This is a genomic window from Streptomyces sp. NPDC019890, from assembly GCF_044903445.1.
GTDB lineage: Bacteria > Actinomycetota > Actinomycetes > Streptomycetales > Streptomycetaceae > Streptomyces.
Map to the genome: position 1 here is coordinate 618,435 of NZ_JBJDQK010000002.1, position 16,160 is coordinate 634,594.

The 16,160-nt window shown below is 70.9% G+C and carries 11 protein-coding genes and 1 pseudogene; 6 read left to right on the plus strand and 6 right to left on the minus strand.

From position 1 onward, the window contains the following. The first annotated feature begins 28 nt into the window (after positions 1-28). From ACI2LP_RS07130 to ACI2LP_RS07140, 3 genes and pseudogenes are all read left to right on the plus strand, one after another. Complete coding sequence (locus ACI2LP_RS07130) at positions 29-1,093, plus strand: LacI family DNA-binding transcriptional regulator (RefSeq protein ID WP_404723520.1); 1,065 nt, start codon at positions 29-31, stop codon at positions 1,091-1,093. Between the two features lie 342 nt (positions 1,094-1,435). Beyond that, entirely contained in the window at positions 1,436-2,371 is a 936-nt protein-coding gene (locus tag ACI2LP_RS07135) for a GNAT family N-acetyltransferase (RefSeq protein WP_404723521.1), read from the plus strand. A gap of 10 nt (positions 2,372-2,381) precedes the next feature. Next, positions 2,382-3,152 (plus strand): annotated as a pseudogene (locus tag ACI2LP_RS07140) (sugar phosphate isomerase/epimerase family protein); the annotation flags it as partial. On the opposite strand, the gene ACI2LP_RS07145 reads toward ACI2LP_RS07140, so the two are convergent. Then, positions 3,046-4,002 (minus strand): EamA family transporter, encoded by a 957-nt coding sequence (locus ACI2LP_RS07145; protein WP_404723522.1) that lies wholly within the window; start codon positions 4,000-4,002, stop codon positions 3,046-3,048. The pseudogene ACI2LP_RS07140 and the gene ACI2LP_RS07145 overlap by 107 nt on opposite strands. 89 nt (positions 4,003-4,091) lie before the next feature. Between ACI2LP_RS07145 and ACI2LP_RS07150 the strand changes: the two genes are divergently transcribed. From ACI2LP_RS07150 to ACI2LP_RS07160, 3 genes are all read left to right on the plus strand, one after another. After that, a complete protein-coding gene (locus ACI2LP_RS07150; RefSeq protein WP_404723756.1) occupies positions 4,092-5,012 on the plus strand; it encodes a LysR family transcriptional regulator in 921 nt (306 codons plus the stop codon). Positions 5,013-5,438: 426 nt separating this feature from the next. After that, complete coding sequence (locus ACI2LP_RS07155) at positions 5,439-7,292, plus strand: glycoside hydrolase family 3 protein (protein WP_404723523.1); 1,854 nt, start codon at positions 5,439-5,441, stop codon at positions 7,290-7,292. Positions 7,293-7,442: 150 nt separating this feature from the next. Further along, a complete protein-coding gene (locus ACI2LP_RS07160) occupies positions 7,443-8,078 on the plus strand; it encodes a hypothetical protein (protein ID WP_404723524.1) in 636 nt (211 codons plus the stop codon). 59 nt (positions 8,079-8,137) lie between these two features. Here the strand turns inward: ACI2LP_RS07160 and ACI2LP_RS07165 are convergent, their stop codons facing one another. From ACI2LP_RS07165 to ACI2LP_RS07185, 5 genes are all read right to left on the minus strand, one after another. After that, positions 8,138-9,571 (minus strand): S28 family serine protease, encoded by a 1,434-nt coding sequence (locus ACI2LP_RS07165; protein ID WP_404723525.1) that lies wholly within the window; start codon positions 9,569-9,571, stop codon positions 8,138-8,140. Positions 9,572-9,668: 97 nt separating this feature from the next. After that, a complete protein-coding gene (locus ACI2LP_RS07170; RefSeq protein WP_404723526.1) occupies positions 9,669-10,034 on the minus strand; it encodes a hypothetical protein in 366 nt (121 codons plus the stop codon). A gap of 154 nt (positions 10,035-10,188) precedes the next feature. Next, on the minus strand, positions 10,189-13,899 hold the full coding sequence (locus ACI2LP_RS07175) for an ABC transporter ATP-binding protein (RefSeq protein ID WP_404723527.1): 3,711 nt from the start codon (positions 13,897-13,899) through the stop codon (positions 10,189-10,191). Positions 13,900-13,999: 100 nt separating this feature from the next. Then, on the minus strand, positions 14,000-14,956 hold the full coding sequence (locus ACI2LP_RS07180; RefSeq protein ID WP_404723528.1) for a serine hydrolase: 957 nt from the start codon (positions 14,954-14,956) through the stop codon (positions 14,000-14,002). A 96-nt stretch (positions 14,957-15,052) separates the two neighbouring features. Next, positions 15,053-16,099: an esterase-like activity of phytase family protein gene (locus tag ACI2LP_RS07185; RefSeq protein ID WP_404723529.1), complete on the minus strand. Its 1,047-nt coding sequence runs from the start codon at positions 16,097-16,099 to the stop codon at positions 15,053-15,055. Positions 16,100-16,160 lie beyond the last annotated feature (61 nt).

The window sequence follows — 16,160 nt, forward strand, 5'->3', positions numbered from 1 at the left end:
GCTGTTCCATCTCCCGCGGAGGAAAGCGATGACAGTCACCCTGGCGGATGTGGCGGCGCGCGCCCGGGTGTCCCCGGCCACCGTCTCCCGTGTGCTCAACGGCAATTACCCGGTCGCGGCATCGACGAAGGAGCGGGTACTGCGGGCGGTCGACGAGCTCGACTACGTACTGAACGGGCCCGCGAGTTCGCTGGCCGCGGCCACGTCCGATCTGGTCGGCATACTCGTCAACGACATCGCCGACCCCTTCTTCGGGATCATGGCCGGGGCCGCACAGACGGCGATCGGCGGGCAGGAGGGGTCGGGGCGCGCGGGCGGCGAGAAGCTCGCGGTCGTCTGCAACACCGGAGGCTCGCCGGAGCGCGAACTCACCTATCTCACACTGCTGCAGCGGCAGCGGGCCGCGGCCGTCGTGCTGACCGGCGGCGCGCTGGAGGATCCGGATCACATCGAGGCGATGGCCGCGAAGCTCACGAAGCTTGCGGATGCGGGGACGCGGGTGGTGCTGTGCGGGCGGCCGCCGCTGCCCGGCAGCGAGGCGATCGTCGCCGCGCTCGCTTTCGACAACCGGGGCGGGGCGCGGCGGCTCACCGAGCATCTGCTCACGCTGGGGCACCGGCGGATCGGTTACGTCGCGGGGCCGACGGAGCGGACGACGACCCGGCACCGACTGGAGGGCCACCGTGCCGCGCTGACGGCGGCGGGGGTCGACGAGGACCAGGACCGGCTGACCGTGCACGGTCCGTACGCCCGGCGCTCCGGCTATGACGCGACACTCGAACTGCTGCGCCGCGACCCCGACTTGACGGCGATCGTGGCCGCGAACGACACGGTGGCACTGGGTGCCTGTGCGGCCCTGCGCGACCAGGGGCTGCGGATCCCGGAGGACATCTCGGTGGCGGGCTTCGACGACCTGCCCTTCTCGGTGGACGCGGTGCCCGCGCTGACGACGGTACGGCTGCCGCTGTACGAGGCGGGGGCGCGGGCGGGGCGGCTGGCGATGGGTAAGGAGGCGCGGCCACCGGGGGGTATCGCGACGATCGCGGCGGAACTGATGGCCCGGTCGTCAACGGCGCCGCCGCGGAAGGGGTGACAGGGGTCTGCGGGCCTGTCCGGAGTGCGGGAGTCCGGGGCGCGGGCCGCGGGGGCCTGTCCCTGGGTGCCGGGGTCTGCGGGTGCGGGCTGGGGCCCGCTCCGGGGCTCGAATTCTGGACTGCGCTGTCCTCAATGTGCGGCTCCGCCGCGTGGTCACCGCGCTTCGCGCGAGCTGCGCCGCTCTTACGTCCAGAACACGACCCCTACGCGTCCCCTGCACCCCAAGGCTCACAGGCACCCCCAAGCGATTCGGGAGGCGGGGCGGTTACCACCGGCTCTTGCCGGGATCCGGCCTCCGCCCTACCGTTGACTCAGTCAAAGGAAACGCCCGGAGCCGCTCATGCCGATCCACGAGATCCGTGCCTTCAACCGCTTCTACACCAACCTCATCGGCGCCCTCGACTACAGCAAGCACCTCTACACCCCGTACACCCTCACCGAGTCCCGCGTCCTGTACGAGCTCGCCCACAGCCCCCGCACCGACGCCGCCGATCTGCGCGCCGAGCTCTCCCTCGACGCCGGGTATCTGAGCAGGCTGCTCGCCAAGTTCGAGCGCGACGGGCTGGTGGCGCGGGCGCCCTCCGAGGTGGATTCGCGGCGGCAGCGGATCACCCTGACTCCGCGCGGGCGCGAGGCCGCCACGCTGCTCGACGAGCGGTCGCGGGAGGCCGTGGCGGCGCTGCTGGCCAAAGTGCCGGCCGGGGAGCGGTCGCGGCTGGTCGAGGCGATGGGGACCGTACGCGAGATCCTCGGCAGCGGCCGGGCGGGGCACCGCGAAGGCCCGGTGCTGCGGGACCCGGGGCCGGGCGAGCTGGGGTGGGTCGTACAGCGGCACGGAGCTCTCTACGCCGCCGAGTACGGGTGGAACGCCGACTTCGAAGGGCTCGTCGCCCGCATCGTCGCGGACTTCGCCCAGGACCACGACCCTCATCTGGAACGGGTGTGGATCGCTGAGCTGGACGGCCGCCCGGTGGGGTCGGTCATGTGCGTACGCGACGACGCCCCGGCCACCGCGCGGCTGCGGCTGCTGCTCGTCGAGCCCGAGGCGCGCGGTCAGGGACTCGGTGACCGACTCGTGCGTACGGTGGTGGATTTCGCCCGCGAAGTGGGGTACCGGGAACTCGTGCTGTGGACCAATGACGTACTGGCCGGAGCCCGCCGGATCTATCAGCGGGCCGGATTCACCCTCGTCGCCGAGAAGCCGCACCGCTCGTACGGCGTGGATCTGGTCGGCCAGGACTGGCGGCTGCCCCTGCCGGAAGAAACGGACAAGTGAGGACGGTCAAGTGAAGTTCGCCTTCTCGACGCTCGGTGTGCCGGGCATGCCCATCCCGGACGTGGTGCAACTCGCCGCCGACACCGGTTACCAGGGGGTGGAACTGCGGGCCGACCCGGAGGAGCCCGTCCACCCCGGGATCGGGGCGCCGGAACGGGCCGCCGTGGTCCGGGAGTTCGAGCGGGCGGGCGTGGACATCCTGACCGTATGCGGATACACCGGCGTCGCGGCGGAGGGCGACGACGCCCCCGTGCTCCGGGAGATCGAGGAACTGCTCCAGCTGGCAAAGGATGTGGGCGCGCCACATGTGCGCGTCTTTCCCGGCGGCGGAGACCAGGACCCCGACGTCGCCGAGGCCGTCGCCGCCCGCCGGCTCGGCGTTGCGGCGGAGACCGCGGCCACGCTCGGCGTACGGATTCTGCTGGAGACCCACGACTCGCACCGGGCCGGGGCCGATGTGTCCCGCATCCTGGGCCCCGTCGGCCACCGGTACGCGGGCGCGATCTGGGACGTGGTGTCCCCTTGGCTGGAGGGTGAGGAACCGGCGGCTGCCCATGCCGCACTCTCGCCGTTCCTCGGCTATCTGCAGGTCAAGGATGTCGCGTCGGCCGACGACCTCGCGCCGCTCCCCCTCGGCGAGGGCGTACTGCCGCTCGCCGAGTGCCTGGCGACGCTCACCGACGAGACGTGGCTGTGCTGGGAGTACGAGAAGCGCTGGTATCCGAAGGCGGCGGACCTGCCGGGGCTGCTGACGCCGGGGCGGGAGTACCTGGAGCGCCTGCTCGCGACAGCGAGGTGAGCGCGACCCCGCCGACCAGCAGCACCGCGGCGCCCCAGCGCAGCGGGCTGACCGACTCGTCGAGCAGCAGGGCCGCGGAGGACATGCCGAAGACCGGTACCAGCAGCGAGTAGGGGGCGACGGCGGAGGCGGGATAGTGGCGCAGGAGATAGCCCCAGGCGCCGAAGCCGAAGACCGTTGCGCCCCAGGCCACGTAGAGAATCGTCCCGGCACCGCTCCAGTCCAGCGAGCGCAGCGCGTCCGCATCGGCCCGCGGGCCCTCGAAGAGCAGGGAGAGCGCGAGCAGGGGCAGTACGGGGACGGTGGAGACCCAGATCATGAAGTTCAGCGCGTCCGGTGGGGACGCCTTGCGGGTCAGCACGTTGGACACGCCCCAGCAGGCCGCGGCCGCGATGACCAGCAGGAAGGCGAGGACGGGTCCCGCGGTCCCCTCGTCGACGGCGGCGACGGCGATGCCGGACAGGGCGACGGTCATGCCCAAGACCCGTACACCGCCGGGGCGTTCGCCCAGCGCGGCGGCGGCGAACAGGGCTGTGAAGACCGCCTGGATCTGCACGACGAGCGAGGACAGGCCGGCCGGCATGCCGCGGTCCATGCCGATGAAGAGCAGGCCGAACTTCGCGACGCCCAGGGCGAGTCCGACGCCGATCACCCATTTCCAGGCGACCTTCGGGCGGCCCACGAAGAAGAGCGCGGGCAGCGCCGCCACGAGAAAGCGCAGGGCGGAGAAGAGCAGGGGCGGGAAGTGGCCGAGCCCGAGCTCGATGACGACGAAGTTCACTCCCCAGACCGCGGTGACCAGGACGGCGAGTGCCATGTGTACGGGACGCATGGACCGAGGATCACCGGCGTGAACCATGTAGCACCAGCGCGGATTTCTTCATGGTGGAATTGAGCGTTGCTTACGAATGGGAGTCGGCGATGCTCGATCTGGGACGGCTGAGGGCGCTGCACGCAGTCTCGGTACACGGTTCGGTGGCAGCGGCGGCGACGGCTCTCGGGTACACCCCGTCCGCGGTGTCGCAGCAGATCGCCAAGCTGGAGCGGGAGACTCGTACGACGCTGCTCGAGCGGCAGGGGCGGGGGGTCGCGCTCACCGAGGAGGCGCGGCATCTGGCAGCCACGGCGCAGGAGTTGCTCGCGATCGTGGAGCGCGCGGAGACCACGCTCGAGGAGCGCCGGGGGCAGCCGACCGGGCAGCTGGCGATCGGGGCCTTCGCCACGGCGGCACGCGGGCTGCTGCCGGGGGTGCTCGCGGAGCTCGGCCGACGTCATCCGGGGCTCGATGCGCGGATGACCGAGGTCGATCCGCATCTGTCCATCGACCTGGTGGCCCGCGGCATGATCGACCTGGCGGTGGCGCACGACTGGGACATCGCGCCACTGCCGGCGCCGGAGGGCGTCGAGCAGGCGGTCATCGGCGACGACCTGTGCGATCTGCTGGTGCCGGAGGGGCATGCGCTGGCCGCGCGGGCGTCTGTGCGCCGGGATGATCTGGCCGGGCAGCGGTGGATCTGCCAGCCGCCGGGCACGGTGTGCCACGACTGGCTGATCCGTACGCTGCGGGCGGCGGGGTGCGAGCCCGAACTGGCGCACCAGGCGGAGGAGTACCACACCCAGGTCGCGCTGGTCGCGGCAGGACTGGGCATTGCGATGATCCCGCGGCTGGGGCGGGGGGTGCTGCCGGCGGGGGTGGTGGCGGTGGCGCTGGATCCGGTGCCGAAGAGGCGGCTGTACGCGCTGTGGCGGACGGGGGCGGCGAGGCGGCCGGCGATCACGGCGACGGTGGGGATGCTGCGGGGGCACTGGGTGGGGGTGGGCGGGGATACGGCGGCGGCGTGAGGCGCGCCCGGGGGCGGTTCGGGGTGCGGACGTCCGGGGCCCGGGCGCCCGCACCCCGAGCAGGCTCAGGACCCGCACGGCAGCCCTGCCCCACCCGTACCAATTCGCCCGATACCGGAACCCATCGCGAACACCCTCCGTCCAACCCGCGTACTGCTGGGTGAGTCTCCGCAACGCGGTGTCGGCCCTCGCTGCTGGCTGCGATCGCTGACCACCCCTCTCCAGCCGCCTGCGGCCGGCAGCACACCGCCACCGGTGCGCCCCCTCCGACAGCACCGGTGGCGGGCCCCCGTCCCGGTGAGCTTTCGCGCGTCGCGCGGCCTTTCTGTTGCCACACACTTGACCTGGCAGTAATTTTCGGGCTATCCGTGAGTCCTTGGAAGTTTCCTTCAACTCCCTTGTCGAGCAAGGCCGGAAGGAGCACCCATGCATGACCGGAGCCACGCCCGGGGTCACGACCGAAGCCATGACCGGAGTCTCTCCAGACGCACCCTCCTCACCGCAACCGCCGCCACCGCCGTCGCTGCCGGCGCCGTCGCCGGCGCATCGCCCGTGTTCGCCGGCCCCTTCCACCACGACCGTCTCAAGCGGCTGATCGCCCGGATGAGCCTGGAGGAGAAGGTCGGCCAGCTCTTCGTGATGCGGGTGTACGGGCACTCCGCCACCGCCCCCGACCAGGCCGACATCGAGCTGAACCTCAAGGAGATGGGCGTCCGTACGGCCGCCGAGCTGATCGCCAAATACCACGTCGGCGGCATCATCTACTTCGCCTGGGCGCACAACACCCGCGATCCCCACCAGATCGCCGAGCTGTCCAACGGCATCCAGCGGGCGGGGCTCGCCCAGCCGACCCCTGTGCCGCTGCTGATCTCCACCGATCAGGAGCACGGGATAGTGACCAGGGTCGGCAAGCCCGCCACGCTGATGCCGGGCGCGATGGCGCTGGGTGCGGGCGGGTCCCGCTCCGCAGCCCGTACGGCCGCGCGGATCGCCGGGGCCGAGCTCGCCGCGATGGGCATCGTCCAGAACTACGCCCCCGTCGCCGATGTCAACGTCAATCCCGCCAATCCGGTCATCGGCGTACGCTCCTTCGGCGCCGACCCGGACGCGGTGGCCGGCCTCGTCGCCGCCCAGGTCCGCGGCTATCAGAGCGCGGGCATCGCCGCGACCTCCAAGCACTTCCCGGGCCACGGCGACACCACCGTCGACAGCCACACGGGCATCCCGGTCATCACCCACACCCGGCAGCAGTGGGAGGACATCGACGCTCCGCCGTTCCGGGCCGCGATCGCCGCCGGGATCGACTCGATCATGACGGCGCACATCCAGTTCCCGGCGCTGGACCCCAGCAACGACCCGGCCACGCTCTCCGCCCCCATCCTCACCGGCATCCTGCGCCAGGAGCTCGGCTACGGCGGCGTGGTCGTCACCGACGCGCTCAACATGCAGGGCGTACGGGACAAGTACGGCGACCATCGGGTGCCGGTGCTCGCCCTGAAGGCGGGCGTGGACCAGCTGCTCAACCCGCCGGACCTGGCCGTCGCCTGGAACGGCGTCCTCAGCGCCGTCAGGAGCGGCGAGCTCACGGTCTCCCGTCTCGACGAATCGATCCTGCGCATCCTGCTCCTCAAGGAGAAACTGGGCCTGTTCCAGGATCCGTTCGTCTCCCTGCGGCAGCTGGACCGCATCGTCGGCGCCCGCTCGCATCTCGTCATCGCCGACAAGATCGCCGAGGGGACCACGACCCTGCTGGTCAACGACGGCGCACTGCTGCCGCTGAGCCGGCGCAGCCGCCAGAACCTGCTGGTCGTCGGCGCGGATCCGGCCTCGCCGACCGGGACGACCGGACCGCCGACCACAGTGCTGGCGCAGGCCTTCGCCGAACTCGGCTTCACCGCAACCGCGCTGTCCACCGGCATCACCCCGACCGCCGCGAAGATCGAGGAGGCGGTGGCCGCGACAAGCGGCAAGGACGCGGTGATCGTCGGCACGTACAACGTCACGGCCACCGGCCCCCAGCGCACCTTGGTTGCCCGGCTCGTCCGGACCGGAGTCCCGGTCGTCGCGCTCGCCATCCGCAATCCGTACGACATCGCCCTGCTCGAAGGCGTGGGGGCGGCGCTGGCCACGTACTCCTGGACCGATGTCGAACTGCGCGCCGCCGCACGGGTCATCGCGGGCCGCGCCGAGCCCGAGGGACGGCTTCCCGTGCCCATACAGAGCGCGAGCGACCCCGCCCAGGTGCTGTATCCCATCGGCCACGGCCTGTCCTACGACTGAGCCGCACAATTCGGCTGAGTTGCGCAAACCGGCCACACACACCGGCGCACTCCCCCACAATGTCCCCATGCACGACGCGCGTCCGGCGTGGCCCGCTCCGGCGGGTCACGCCTGAGGGACCGGCCGGGTGGCCGGGGCTCGGGGGTCCGTATGGCACAACAGCAGCGGTCCGCCGGGGCGGTGAGCGCCCTGGTACTGGTACTCGTACTGGCGGCAGCGCTCACCACGGGCTGCCAGCAGGCGACGGGCCGCGCGGGAACGGCCGCCGGCACCGTCGAAGGACCCACCGCCACGCCCTCGGGATACGGCCTGGTCTTCCTCGGACCCGGCGACTGCGCATCGCGCGGCCGCGACTTCCATGAGGTGCCCTGTACGAGCGAGAAGGCGGTGGCCCGGGTGACCGCCCGGTACGGCGGGCGGCCCGCGGCCGGCCCCGGCTGCCCCACGACCACCGACTTCGTGCTGCACATCTCCGAGAGCCGCCCGGCGACCGACGAGGACGGCGACGGGGAGGTGGGTCAGGGGTACGCCTGTATGCGCAATCTGGAGCCGCCGCATCCGGGCGATCCGGGCGGGGGCGGCGGCCCGCACACCATCGTCGGCGACTGCGTCTACAGCGCGAGCAAGGGGCAGGTGAAGGAGACGGCCTGCGACGGATCGGGCGAGCGGGCCCCGGAGTTCACGGTGGCGTCGGCGGTGACGAGCCGGGCGCAGTGCCCGCCGTCCACGGCGCTGTATGTGCGGCTCGGCGGCCACACGCCGGTGGGCTGCGCCCGCCGTGTGTGAGGGTCACTCACACAGCGGCGGGCACAGCCCACGGGGTTGCGAGCGGGCTGAGCGCAAGGTTACGGCCGCAGCGCCGGCTCCCGCTCCACGTCGCGCTTGTCGAGCTTCGCGTCGTACTTCGTCAGCGGCTTCGCCTTCGCCGCGTCCTGCTGGACGGCGGCCGGGGCGACGCCCGCCCACTTCAGGATCGCGGCGGTGGCCGCCGCCTTCTGGTCCGGCACCAGGCCGGCCACATTGGATCCGTGGTTGCCTCCGGGCACGACGTACACATAGCTGTCGCGGGTGCCCTTGCCGAGCCGGAACTGTTCCGCGCCCCACGGGTCGTTCTGGCCGTAGACGAACATCATCTGGCGGGCGTTGTGCCGCACCCAGCTGTCCACGGAGCGCATGACCCACGGCTTGAAGTGCATGGGGATGTCACGCGGCACGAAGTTCCGCGGCGGCTGGTACCCGTACCGGCTCAGGCCGTCGAGGTGCGGCTGCTTGATGTCGGGCGAGCCCAGCTCGGTGCCTGCCTGGTAGTAGTACGGCGTGTACGGCGTCAGGCCCTGGTCGGCGTAGAAGGAGAAGCCGGAGATCGCATCCACGCTGTCCCAGATCTGCTGGTCGGTCGCGGTCTTGGCGACCGGGATCGCCTCGCAGTCGGCCAGCAGGCTGTACTGCCAGAAGGCCCAGACGTAGTCGAGGACGACCGCCTCGTACGCCCTGTCGAGGGAGCCGACCGTCTTGAAGGTGTAGCCGTTGTCCGCCGCGTACTTGGTGTAGATGGCCTCGAGCGGCTCGCGGCGCACCAGCGCCTCGCTCTGCACGGCGTTGAGCTTGTCGCGGCACTCCTTGGTGCCGACCTTCTCGAAGAACCGGTCGTATGCCGAGTCCTCCTTGTTCACCACGTCGTTGGGCGCGACGTAGGCGACGACCCCGTCCATGTCGCGCGGGTAGAAGCGCTCGTAGTACGTGGCGGTCATGCCGCCCTTGGAGCCGCCGGTGGTGAGCCAGTTCTTGGTGTAGATCTTCTTCAGCGCGGTGAAGATGCGGTGCTGGTCGCTCGCGGCCTGCCAGATGTCGAGCTTGGACCAGTTGGCCGGGTCGGGCCGGGACGGGGTGAAGAACCGGTACTCCACGGAGACCTGGTTGCCGTCGATGATGGCCGTCGGCTCACTGCGGCGAGGCGTGGTGCTCACGTTGTAGCCGGAGGTGAACATCACCGTGGGGCGGTTGGTGTCCTTGTGCAGCAGGGTGATTCGCTGCTTGAAGGTGCCCTTGTCCGGGTGCCGGTGGTCGACCGGCTGCGTGTAGTTGAGAACGAAGTACCGGTAACCCGGGTACGGCTTCTCCTCGATAAGACTCATACCCGGTATCGCGAGGACCCGGTCCTTGATGTCCGTGCCGGTCGTCGGCTCCGCGGCGGTAGCCGCACCGGCCGTCGCGCCGACCGCGCTCACGGTGCCAATGAGCACCACGAGCGACAGCAGCCATCTGAGCGCCTTGCGCATTCACCCTCCCCTTGATTCACCTGTGGTCGCGGTGAACCTAGCGGGGTCAATGCCCGAGCCGCCAGCCCCAGTTGACTCCCGATCGACCGGGAGAGGGTCAGCAGAGGATCCAGCCGGTCGAGCGCGCGACGCCGGAGATGGCGCCGGTGGCCCGCACGCAGCGGTTGAGGGCGTGCACGGTGACAGGCCCCGCCTGGCGGGTGAAGGTGCCCTTGTCGACGGCGGCGTGGCCGCCGCGCGCCTGGAGGGAGATGGACATGGCGCGCCGCGTGCCCGGCTTGTTGGATACGGCGACGGCGCAGGCGTACCACCGGTTCTTGTAGACGCGCAGCTCGCCGGTGGCGAACTTGACGGTCTTCAGCGGGCGGCCGGCGCAGTTGGACGCCACGGCCTCGGCACGCGGCGTGCCCGGTCCGGCGATGGTGAGGGCCGCCACGGCCATGAGCAGGGCGAGGCCGTGCATGAGCGGCCGCCGCCAACGTCGTCTGTTCCCCGCCCCACCGAACACTCTCACACCCCTTTGCCACTTGCCCGTACATGCGTACGACGCAGTCGGCGTGAGAATGGTTGCGGCTCCCACGAATCCGCTCTCCGTAGGAATCCGTACCCGCCCTGCGTCATACGGCGGCGGGCTCGTCCTCCCCTATGAAGGTGCGCCAGAGCGTGGCGTAGGTGCCGCCCCGGGCCAGCAGTTCGTCATGGGTCCCGTCCTCCGCCACCCGGCCCGCATCCATCACGACCACCCTGTCGGCGCGCGCCGCGGTGGTCAGGCGGTGGGCGACCACCAGTGTGGTGCGGCGGCCGGTCAGCCGGTCCGTGGCCTGGTTGACCTGGGCCTCGGTGGCCAGATCGAGGGCCGCTGTGGCCTCGTCGAGCAGCAGGATGTCCGGGTCGACGAGCTCGGCGCGGGCCAGCGCGATCAACTGGCGCTGCCCCGCGGACAGGTTGCGGCCGCGCTCGGCGACCTCGTGCATATAGCCGCCGTCGAGTGTGGCGATCATGTCGTGGGCGCCGACGGCGCGGGCCGCGGCCTCCACCGCGGCGTCGCTCGCGCCGGGACGTCCATAGGCGATGGCGTCGCGGACGGTGCCCGCGAAGAGGTACGCCTCCTGGGGGACGACGCCGAGCCGGTGCCGGTACGCCGTCAGATCCAGCGCGCGCAGGTCGGTGCCGTCGGCCGTGACCCGGCCGCTCGTCGGGTCGTAGAACCGCGCGACCAGCTTGACCAGCGTCGACTTGCCCGCGCCGGTCTCGCCGACGAACGCGACGGTCTGGCCGGCCGGGATGCGCAGATTGATGGCGTTCAGGGCCGCTTCGTCATCCCCGTACGCGAAGTCGACGTTCTCGAAGGCGATCTCGCCGCGCAGCGAGAGCACATCGAGGGGCTCGCGCGCGGAGGCGGTCGAGGTCGGCTCCTGGAGCAGCTCCTGGATGCGCCCCAGGGACACCGTCGCCTGCTGGTAGCCGTCGAAGACCTGGGACAGCTGCTGCACGGGCGCGAAGAACAGATCGATGTAGAGGAGGTAGGCGACCAGCGCGCCGGTGGTGAGGGTGCCCGCCTCGACGCGGCCCGCGCCGACGATCAGCACGGAAGCGGCGGCCACCGAGGACAGCAGCTGGACGAAGGGGAAGTACACCGAGATCAGCCACTGGCCGCGCACCCGGGCCTTGCGGTAGTTGTCGCTGCGGGCGGCGAAGCGGCCCGCGCCGTCGCGCTCGCGGCGGAAGGCCTGGACGATCCGCAGCCCGGACACGGACTCCTGGAGGTCGGCGTTGACGACGCTGATGCGCTCGCGGGCCAGCTCGTACGCCTTCACGCTCTTCTTGCGGAAGAAGTACGTGCCGATGATCAGCACCGGCAGCGTCGCGAAGACCACCAGCGCCAGCTCTACGTCGATGACGAGCAGGGCGACCATGATGCCGAAGAAAGTGACCACCGAGACGAACGCGGTGACCAGGCCCGTCTGCAGGAACGTGGACAGGGCGTCCACGTCCGTCGTCATCCGGGTCATGATCCGGCCGGTCAGCTCGCGCTCGTAGTAGTCGAGTCCGAGCCGCTGGAGCTGGGCGAAGATCTTCAGCCGCAGGGAGTAGAGGACCCGCTCACCGGTGCGGCCGGTCATCCGGGTCTCACCGGTCTGCGCGGCCCACTGCACGACCACGGTGATCAGCGCGAGCACGGAGGCCGCCCACACGGCGCCGAGCGCCATCTGCGTGACGCCCTTGTCGATGCCGTGCCTGATCAGAATGGGAAGCATCAGGCTCATGCCGGCGTCGACGGCCACCAACAGCAGGCTGATCAGCAGCGGGAGGCCGAAGCCGCCCAGCAGTCGGCGCAGTCCGTACGACTCCTCGGGCCGCACGGCCCGTGCCTCGTCGATGGCGGGGGTGTCGGTCGCCGGCGGCAGGGCCTCGACCTGGGCGAGCAGTTCGGGGGACGCGCCGGGGGCCGCAGACTCCTCGGCGTTCTCCTCGCGCTCCCACAGGCGGGGCGTGATGCCGCGGTTGGCGTCGAACTCTGCGTCGAGCTCGTCCCGTACGGTGCGGTCTTCCTCGGGTTCGGCCGCCGGCAGCGGGGTGTGTCCGGGCGAGACCGCGCCGAGTTCGTCCGGGTCGGTCAACAGCCGCCGGTACAGGGCCGAGCGACGCGTCAGCTCCTCGTGCGTGCCGATGTCGGCGAGCCGTCCGCCGTCGAGCACGGCTATACGGTCGGCGAGACCCAGGGTGGAGCGGCGGTGGGCGATGAGCAGGGTCGTACGCCCGGCCATGACGGAGCGCAGGGCCTCGTGGATCTCGTGCTCGACGCGGACGTCCACGGCGGAGGTGGCGTCGTCGAGGAGCAGCAGCCGGGGGTCGGTGAGGATCGCACGGGCGAGCGCGATGCGCTGGCGCTGGCCGCCGGAGAGGGTGAGGCCCTGCTCGCCGACCTTGGTGGCGTAGCCGTCGGGCAGCTCGGCGATGAAGCGGTCGGCCTGGGCGGCGCGCGCGGCGGTGTCGATCTCTTCCTGGGTCGCGTCCGGCTTTCCGTATGCGATGTTGGCGCGCACGGTGTCGGAGAAGAGGAAGCTGTCCTCCGGCACGAGCCCGATGGCGGCGCGGAGCGAGTCGAGGGTCAGCTCGCGCACATCGTGGCCGCCGACGAGGACCGCGCCGTGCGTCACGTCGTAGAAGCGTGGCAGCAGAAGGGAGACGGTGGACTTGCCGCTGCCGGAGGAGCCGACGACGGCAACGGTCTCGCCGGGCCTGATCTCCAGCGAGAAGCCGTCGAGAACGGGCCGTTCCTTGTCGTATCCGAAGGTGACGTCGTCGAACTCGACGGTGGCGGGGGCGTCGGCCGGGAGTTCCTTGGTGCCGTCGGTCATCGTCGGCTCGGTGTCGATGAGTTCGAGTACGCGCTCCACGCCGGCCCGTGCCTGCTGTCCGACGGTCAGCACCACGGCGAGCATCCGGACCGGGCCGACGAGTTGCGCCAGATAGGCCGAGAAGGCGACGAACGTACCGAGGGTGATCTGGCCGCGGGTGGCCAGCCAGCCGCCGAGGGCCAGCATCGCGACCTGTCCGAGCGCGGGGACGGCCTGAAGGGCCGGGGTGTACTTCGAATTGAGCCTGACGGTCCGCAGCCGGCCCGCGAAGAGCTTCCTGCTGACCTCGCGCAGCTTGCCGGTCTCCTGGTCCTCCTGGCCGAAGCCCTTGACGACGCGTACGCCGGAGACGGCGCCGTCGACGACGCCCGCGACGGCGGCCGCCTGGCTCTGGGCGTACCAGGTGGCGGGGTGCAGGCGGGTGCGGCTGCGCTTGGCGATGTACCAGAGGGCGGGGGCGACGGCGACGGCGATCAGGGTGAGCGGCAGCGACAGCCACGCCATGATCACGAGGGAGATGAGGAAGAGGAGGACGTTCCCGATGGTCATCGGGAGCATGAACAGCAGGCCCTGGATGAGCTGGAGGTCGCTGGTGGCGCGGCCGACGACCTGGCCGGTGGAGAGCTCGTCCTGGCGTCGTCCGTCGAGGCGGGTGATGGTTCCGTACATCTCGGTACGGAGGTCGTGCTGGACGTCGAGGGCGAGTCGGCCGCCGTAATAGCGGCGTATATATGTCAGGACATATACGACAACGGCCGCGACCATCAGCAGCCCGGTCCAGACGGCGAGGGATCTCGTACTGTCGCCGATCACATCGTCGATGACGACCTTGGTGATCAGCGGGACGAGCGCCATGACGGCCATACCGGCCAGGGAGGACCCGAGCGCGAGCAGCACATTGCGCCGGTAACGCCAGGCGTATCCGGACAGCCGCCGTGCCCAGCTCTGCTCTGCCGACGCCGCCACGTGGTGCCTCCCGTTTGTTTTGATCCGCCGGAAGGCACCAACGCCGCGAGCAGCGGATTTCATCCCGCTGCAACAATTCGGGCCGCAAGAGACCGGTGGGTCAGCGGGTGGCGGGGACCGCGTCCCTCGGGGCCGTCTCCGGGGTGCCCGGCAGAGCCTCCTGCGGGACGGCGGGCGGCGTGAAGACCTCGGACGCCGCGGTGGCCGTGGGGGCCAGATCCTTGTGGACCGCGCGGGCGACCCGCTGGATGGTGTCGACGCCGTACTGCATGGAGCTGTTGTCGTGCGTCAGCACGGAGATCGTGTAGCTGTGACCGCCGCTGGTGAAGGCGCCGACGCTGTGGACGCGCCAGCCGTGGGTGGCCCGGGAGAGCCAGCCGTTCTTGAGCTGGACGCGGGCCGTGCTGGGGGCACCGGCCGAGACGCCCCAGCGCTGCGAGGCGACGACCTTGTACATGAGGCCGAGGGTGTAGCCCCGCGAGGCGTCGGTGAGAACGGTGTTCTTCAGGGCCAGCAGATTCAGCAGCAGCATCTGGTCGCCGGCGCTGATCTGGGTGAGACCCCAGTAGCCGCCCGAGCCGGGGATGGTCCGGGACATCTTGGCGGCGTTGAGGAAGCCCTGGATCTTGGTGACGCCGAGCTGCTTCCACAGCGCGCTGGTGGCGGCGTTGTCCGACTTGGTGATCATGTCGGAGGCGAGCTGCTTCTCGCGGTCGGTCAGCTGGCGACCGGTCTTCTGCGCGTCCCACAGGAGCGTCGTCAGGACGGTGACCTTGACGACGCTGGCGGAGTCGTAACGGTCGCCGATCCGCAGCCCGCAGGTGGTGTTCGTGGTGTTGTCACGCACGGCGACGGCGGTCGTGGAGGCGCGGCCCGCGAGCGAGGCGGTGATGTCCTGGGTCAGCTTGGCGGCGAGTCCCGACTTGCCGGAAGTGCAACTGACCGTCGGCGTCACGGCGGCCGCGGGCGCGGCGCCGGTGGCGAGCGGCACGAGCGTCGCGGCGGCGAGAACCGCGGCGGCGGCGCGTGCGCGACCGCCTATTCGGTGGTGAGTCATGGAGGCTTTTCCCGTCCCCTGTGTGCCTGGTGCGGGCGCGCCCTTTCCGGCGCGCCCGCCACTCATGACTCACGACTGGCCGAAAAGTTGTACAGATCAGCGGCGTGGCAACCGAATCGTCATCCGGTACAGCCGGGTGGTCTGGGCGGCGTTCTGGTTGTCGTCACTGGCGAGCAGGACGTGCAGCCGCCCGCCGGGACCTCGTGAAGTGACAGCCAGGGCCTCGATGTTGTCGAGCAGAGGGTTGGGCTGGGGCTGCTTGGCGGGCGCGCCGAGTGAGGGGCAGTCGACGAGGTCGGCGAGCAGTGTCTTGCGTACGAGCCGGACGCCTTCCTGCCCTGCCTGCCCTGTGACGTACGCGACATTGCTGACGTCGGTGGCATGCCGCAGGTCGGCGAGGTAGAGCCGGACGGTGTTGCCGACCCCGGCGGTGAACCCGCGATCGAGCACGAGCAGCCGCCCGTCGCCGGTGGCGGTGGTCTCGCTGATTCCGAGCTTGGCATCGGCCTGGTACGCGTACTGCGCGGAGAGCCGGAAGTCGTGTCGGGGGGTGGCTCGCCGCCAGGTCTGCATCCGTACGATCCCCGTGCCGTCTCCGGCGATCGGGCTCTCCATGGCGGCGACGAGGGTGCGGCCGCCGGGCTGCAGGGTCAGCCCCTCGAAGGTGAGGTTCCGGGTGGCCCGTCCGGCCGGAGCAACCTTGAGAGCGTCGGGCACGGGCAGCCTGCCGAGGAGGGTCCCGTCCCGTCCGTAGCGGCGTACGGACGGCTCGGTCTCCGAGGTGACGAGCCGGCTGCCGTCACGCTCGACGACGAGCCCTTCGGAGTCGAGCTGCCCACCGTTCTCGTCGGCGAGAGGGACGACGGTGCGGGGCGCGTAGGTACGCGCGTCCAGGGTGAACAGCTCGGACCGGTCGGAGAGCGCGGCGATGCGGCCGTCCCGGTCGACGGCGAGAGCGGAGAAGTTGCCGACGAAGGCACCCTGGAACTGGGTCTTGTCGAGCACGTCGGAGTAGCTGTCGATGCCGACGCGGGGAGAGCAACTGCCGGACGGGGGCCGCCCGTTGCCCGAGGGGGCGGCGGCCACAGAGCCGACGACGGCCAGCACGGCACTGACGGCGGCGAGTACGTTTCGCAGACGCATGCCGCCACGTTAGGCGGCGAGGGGTTGAGCCCGGGCGGACTTTCCATGAACGTTCTGCCGC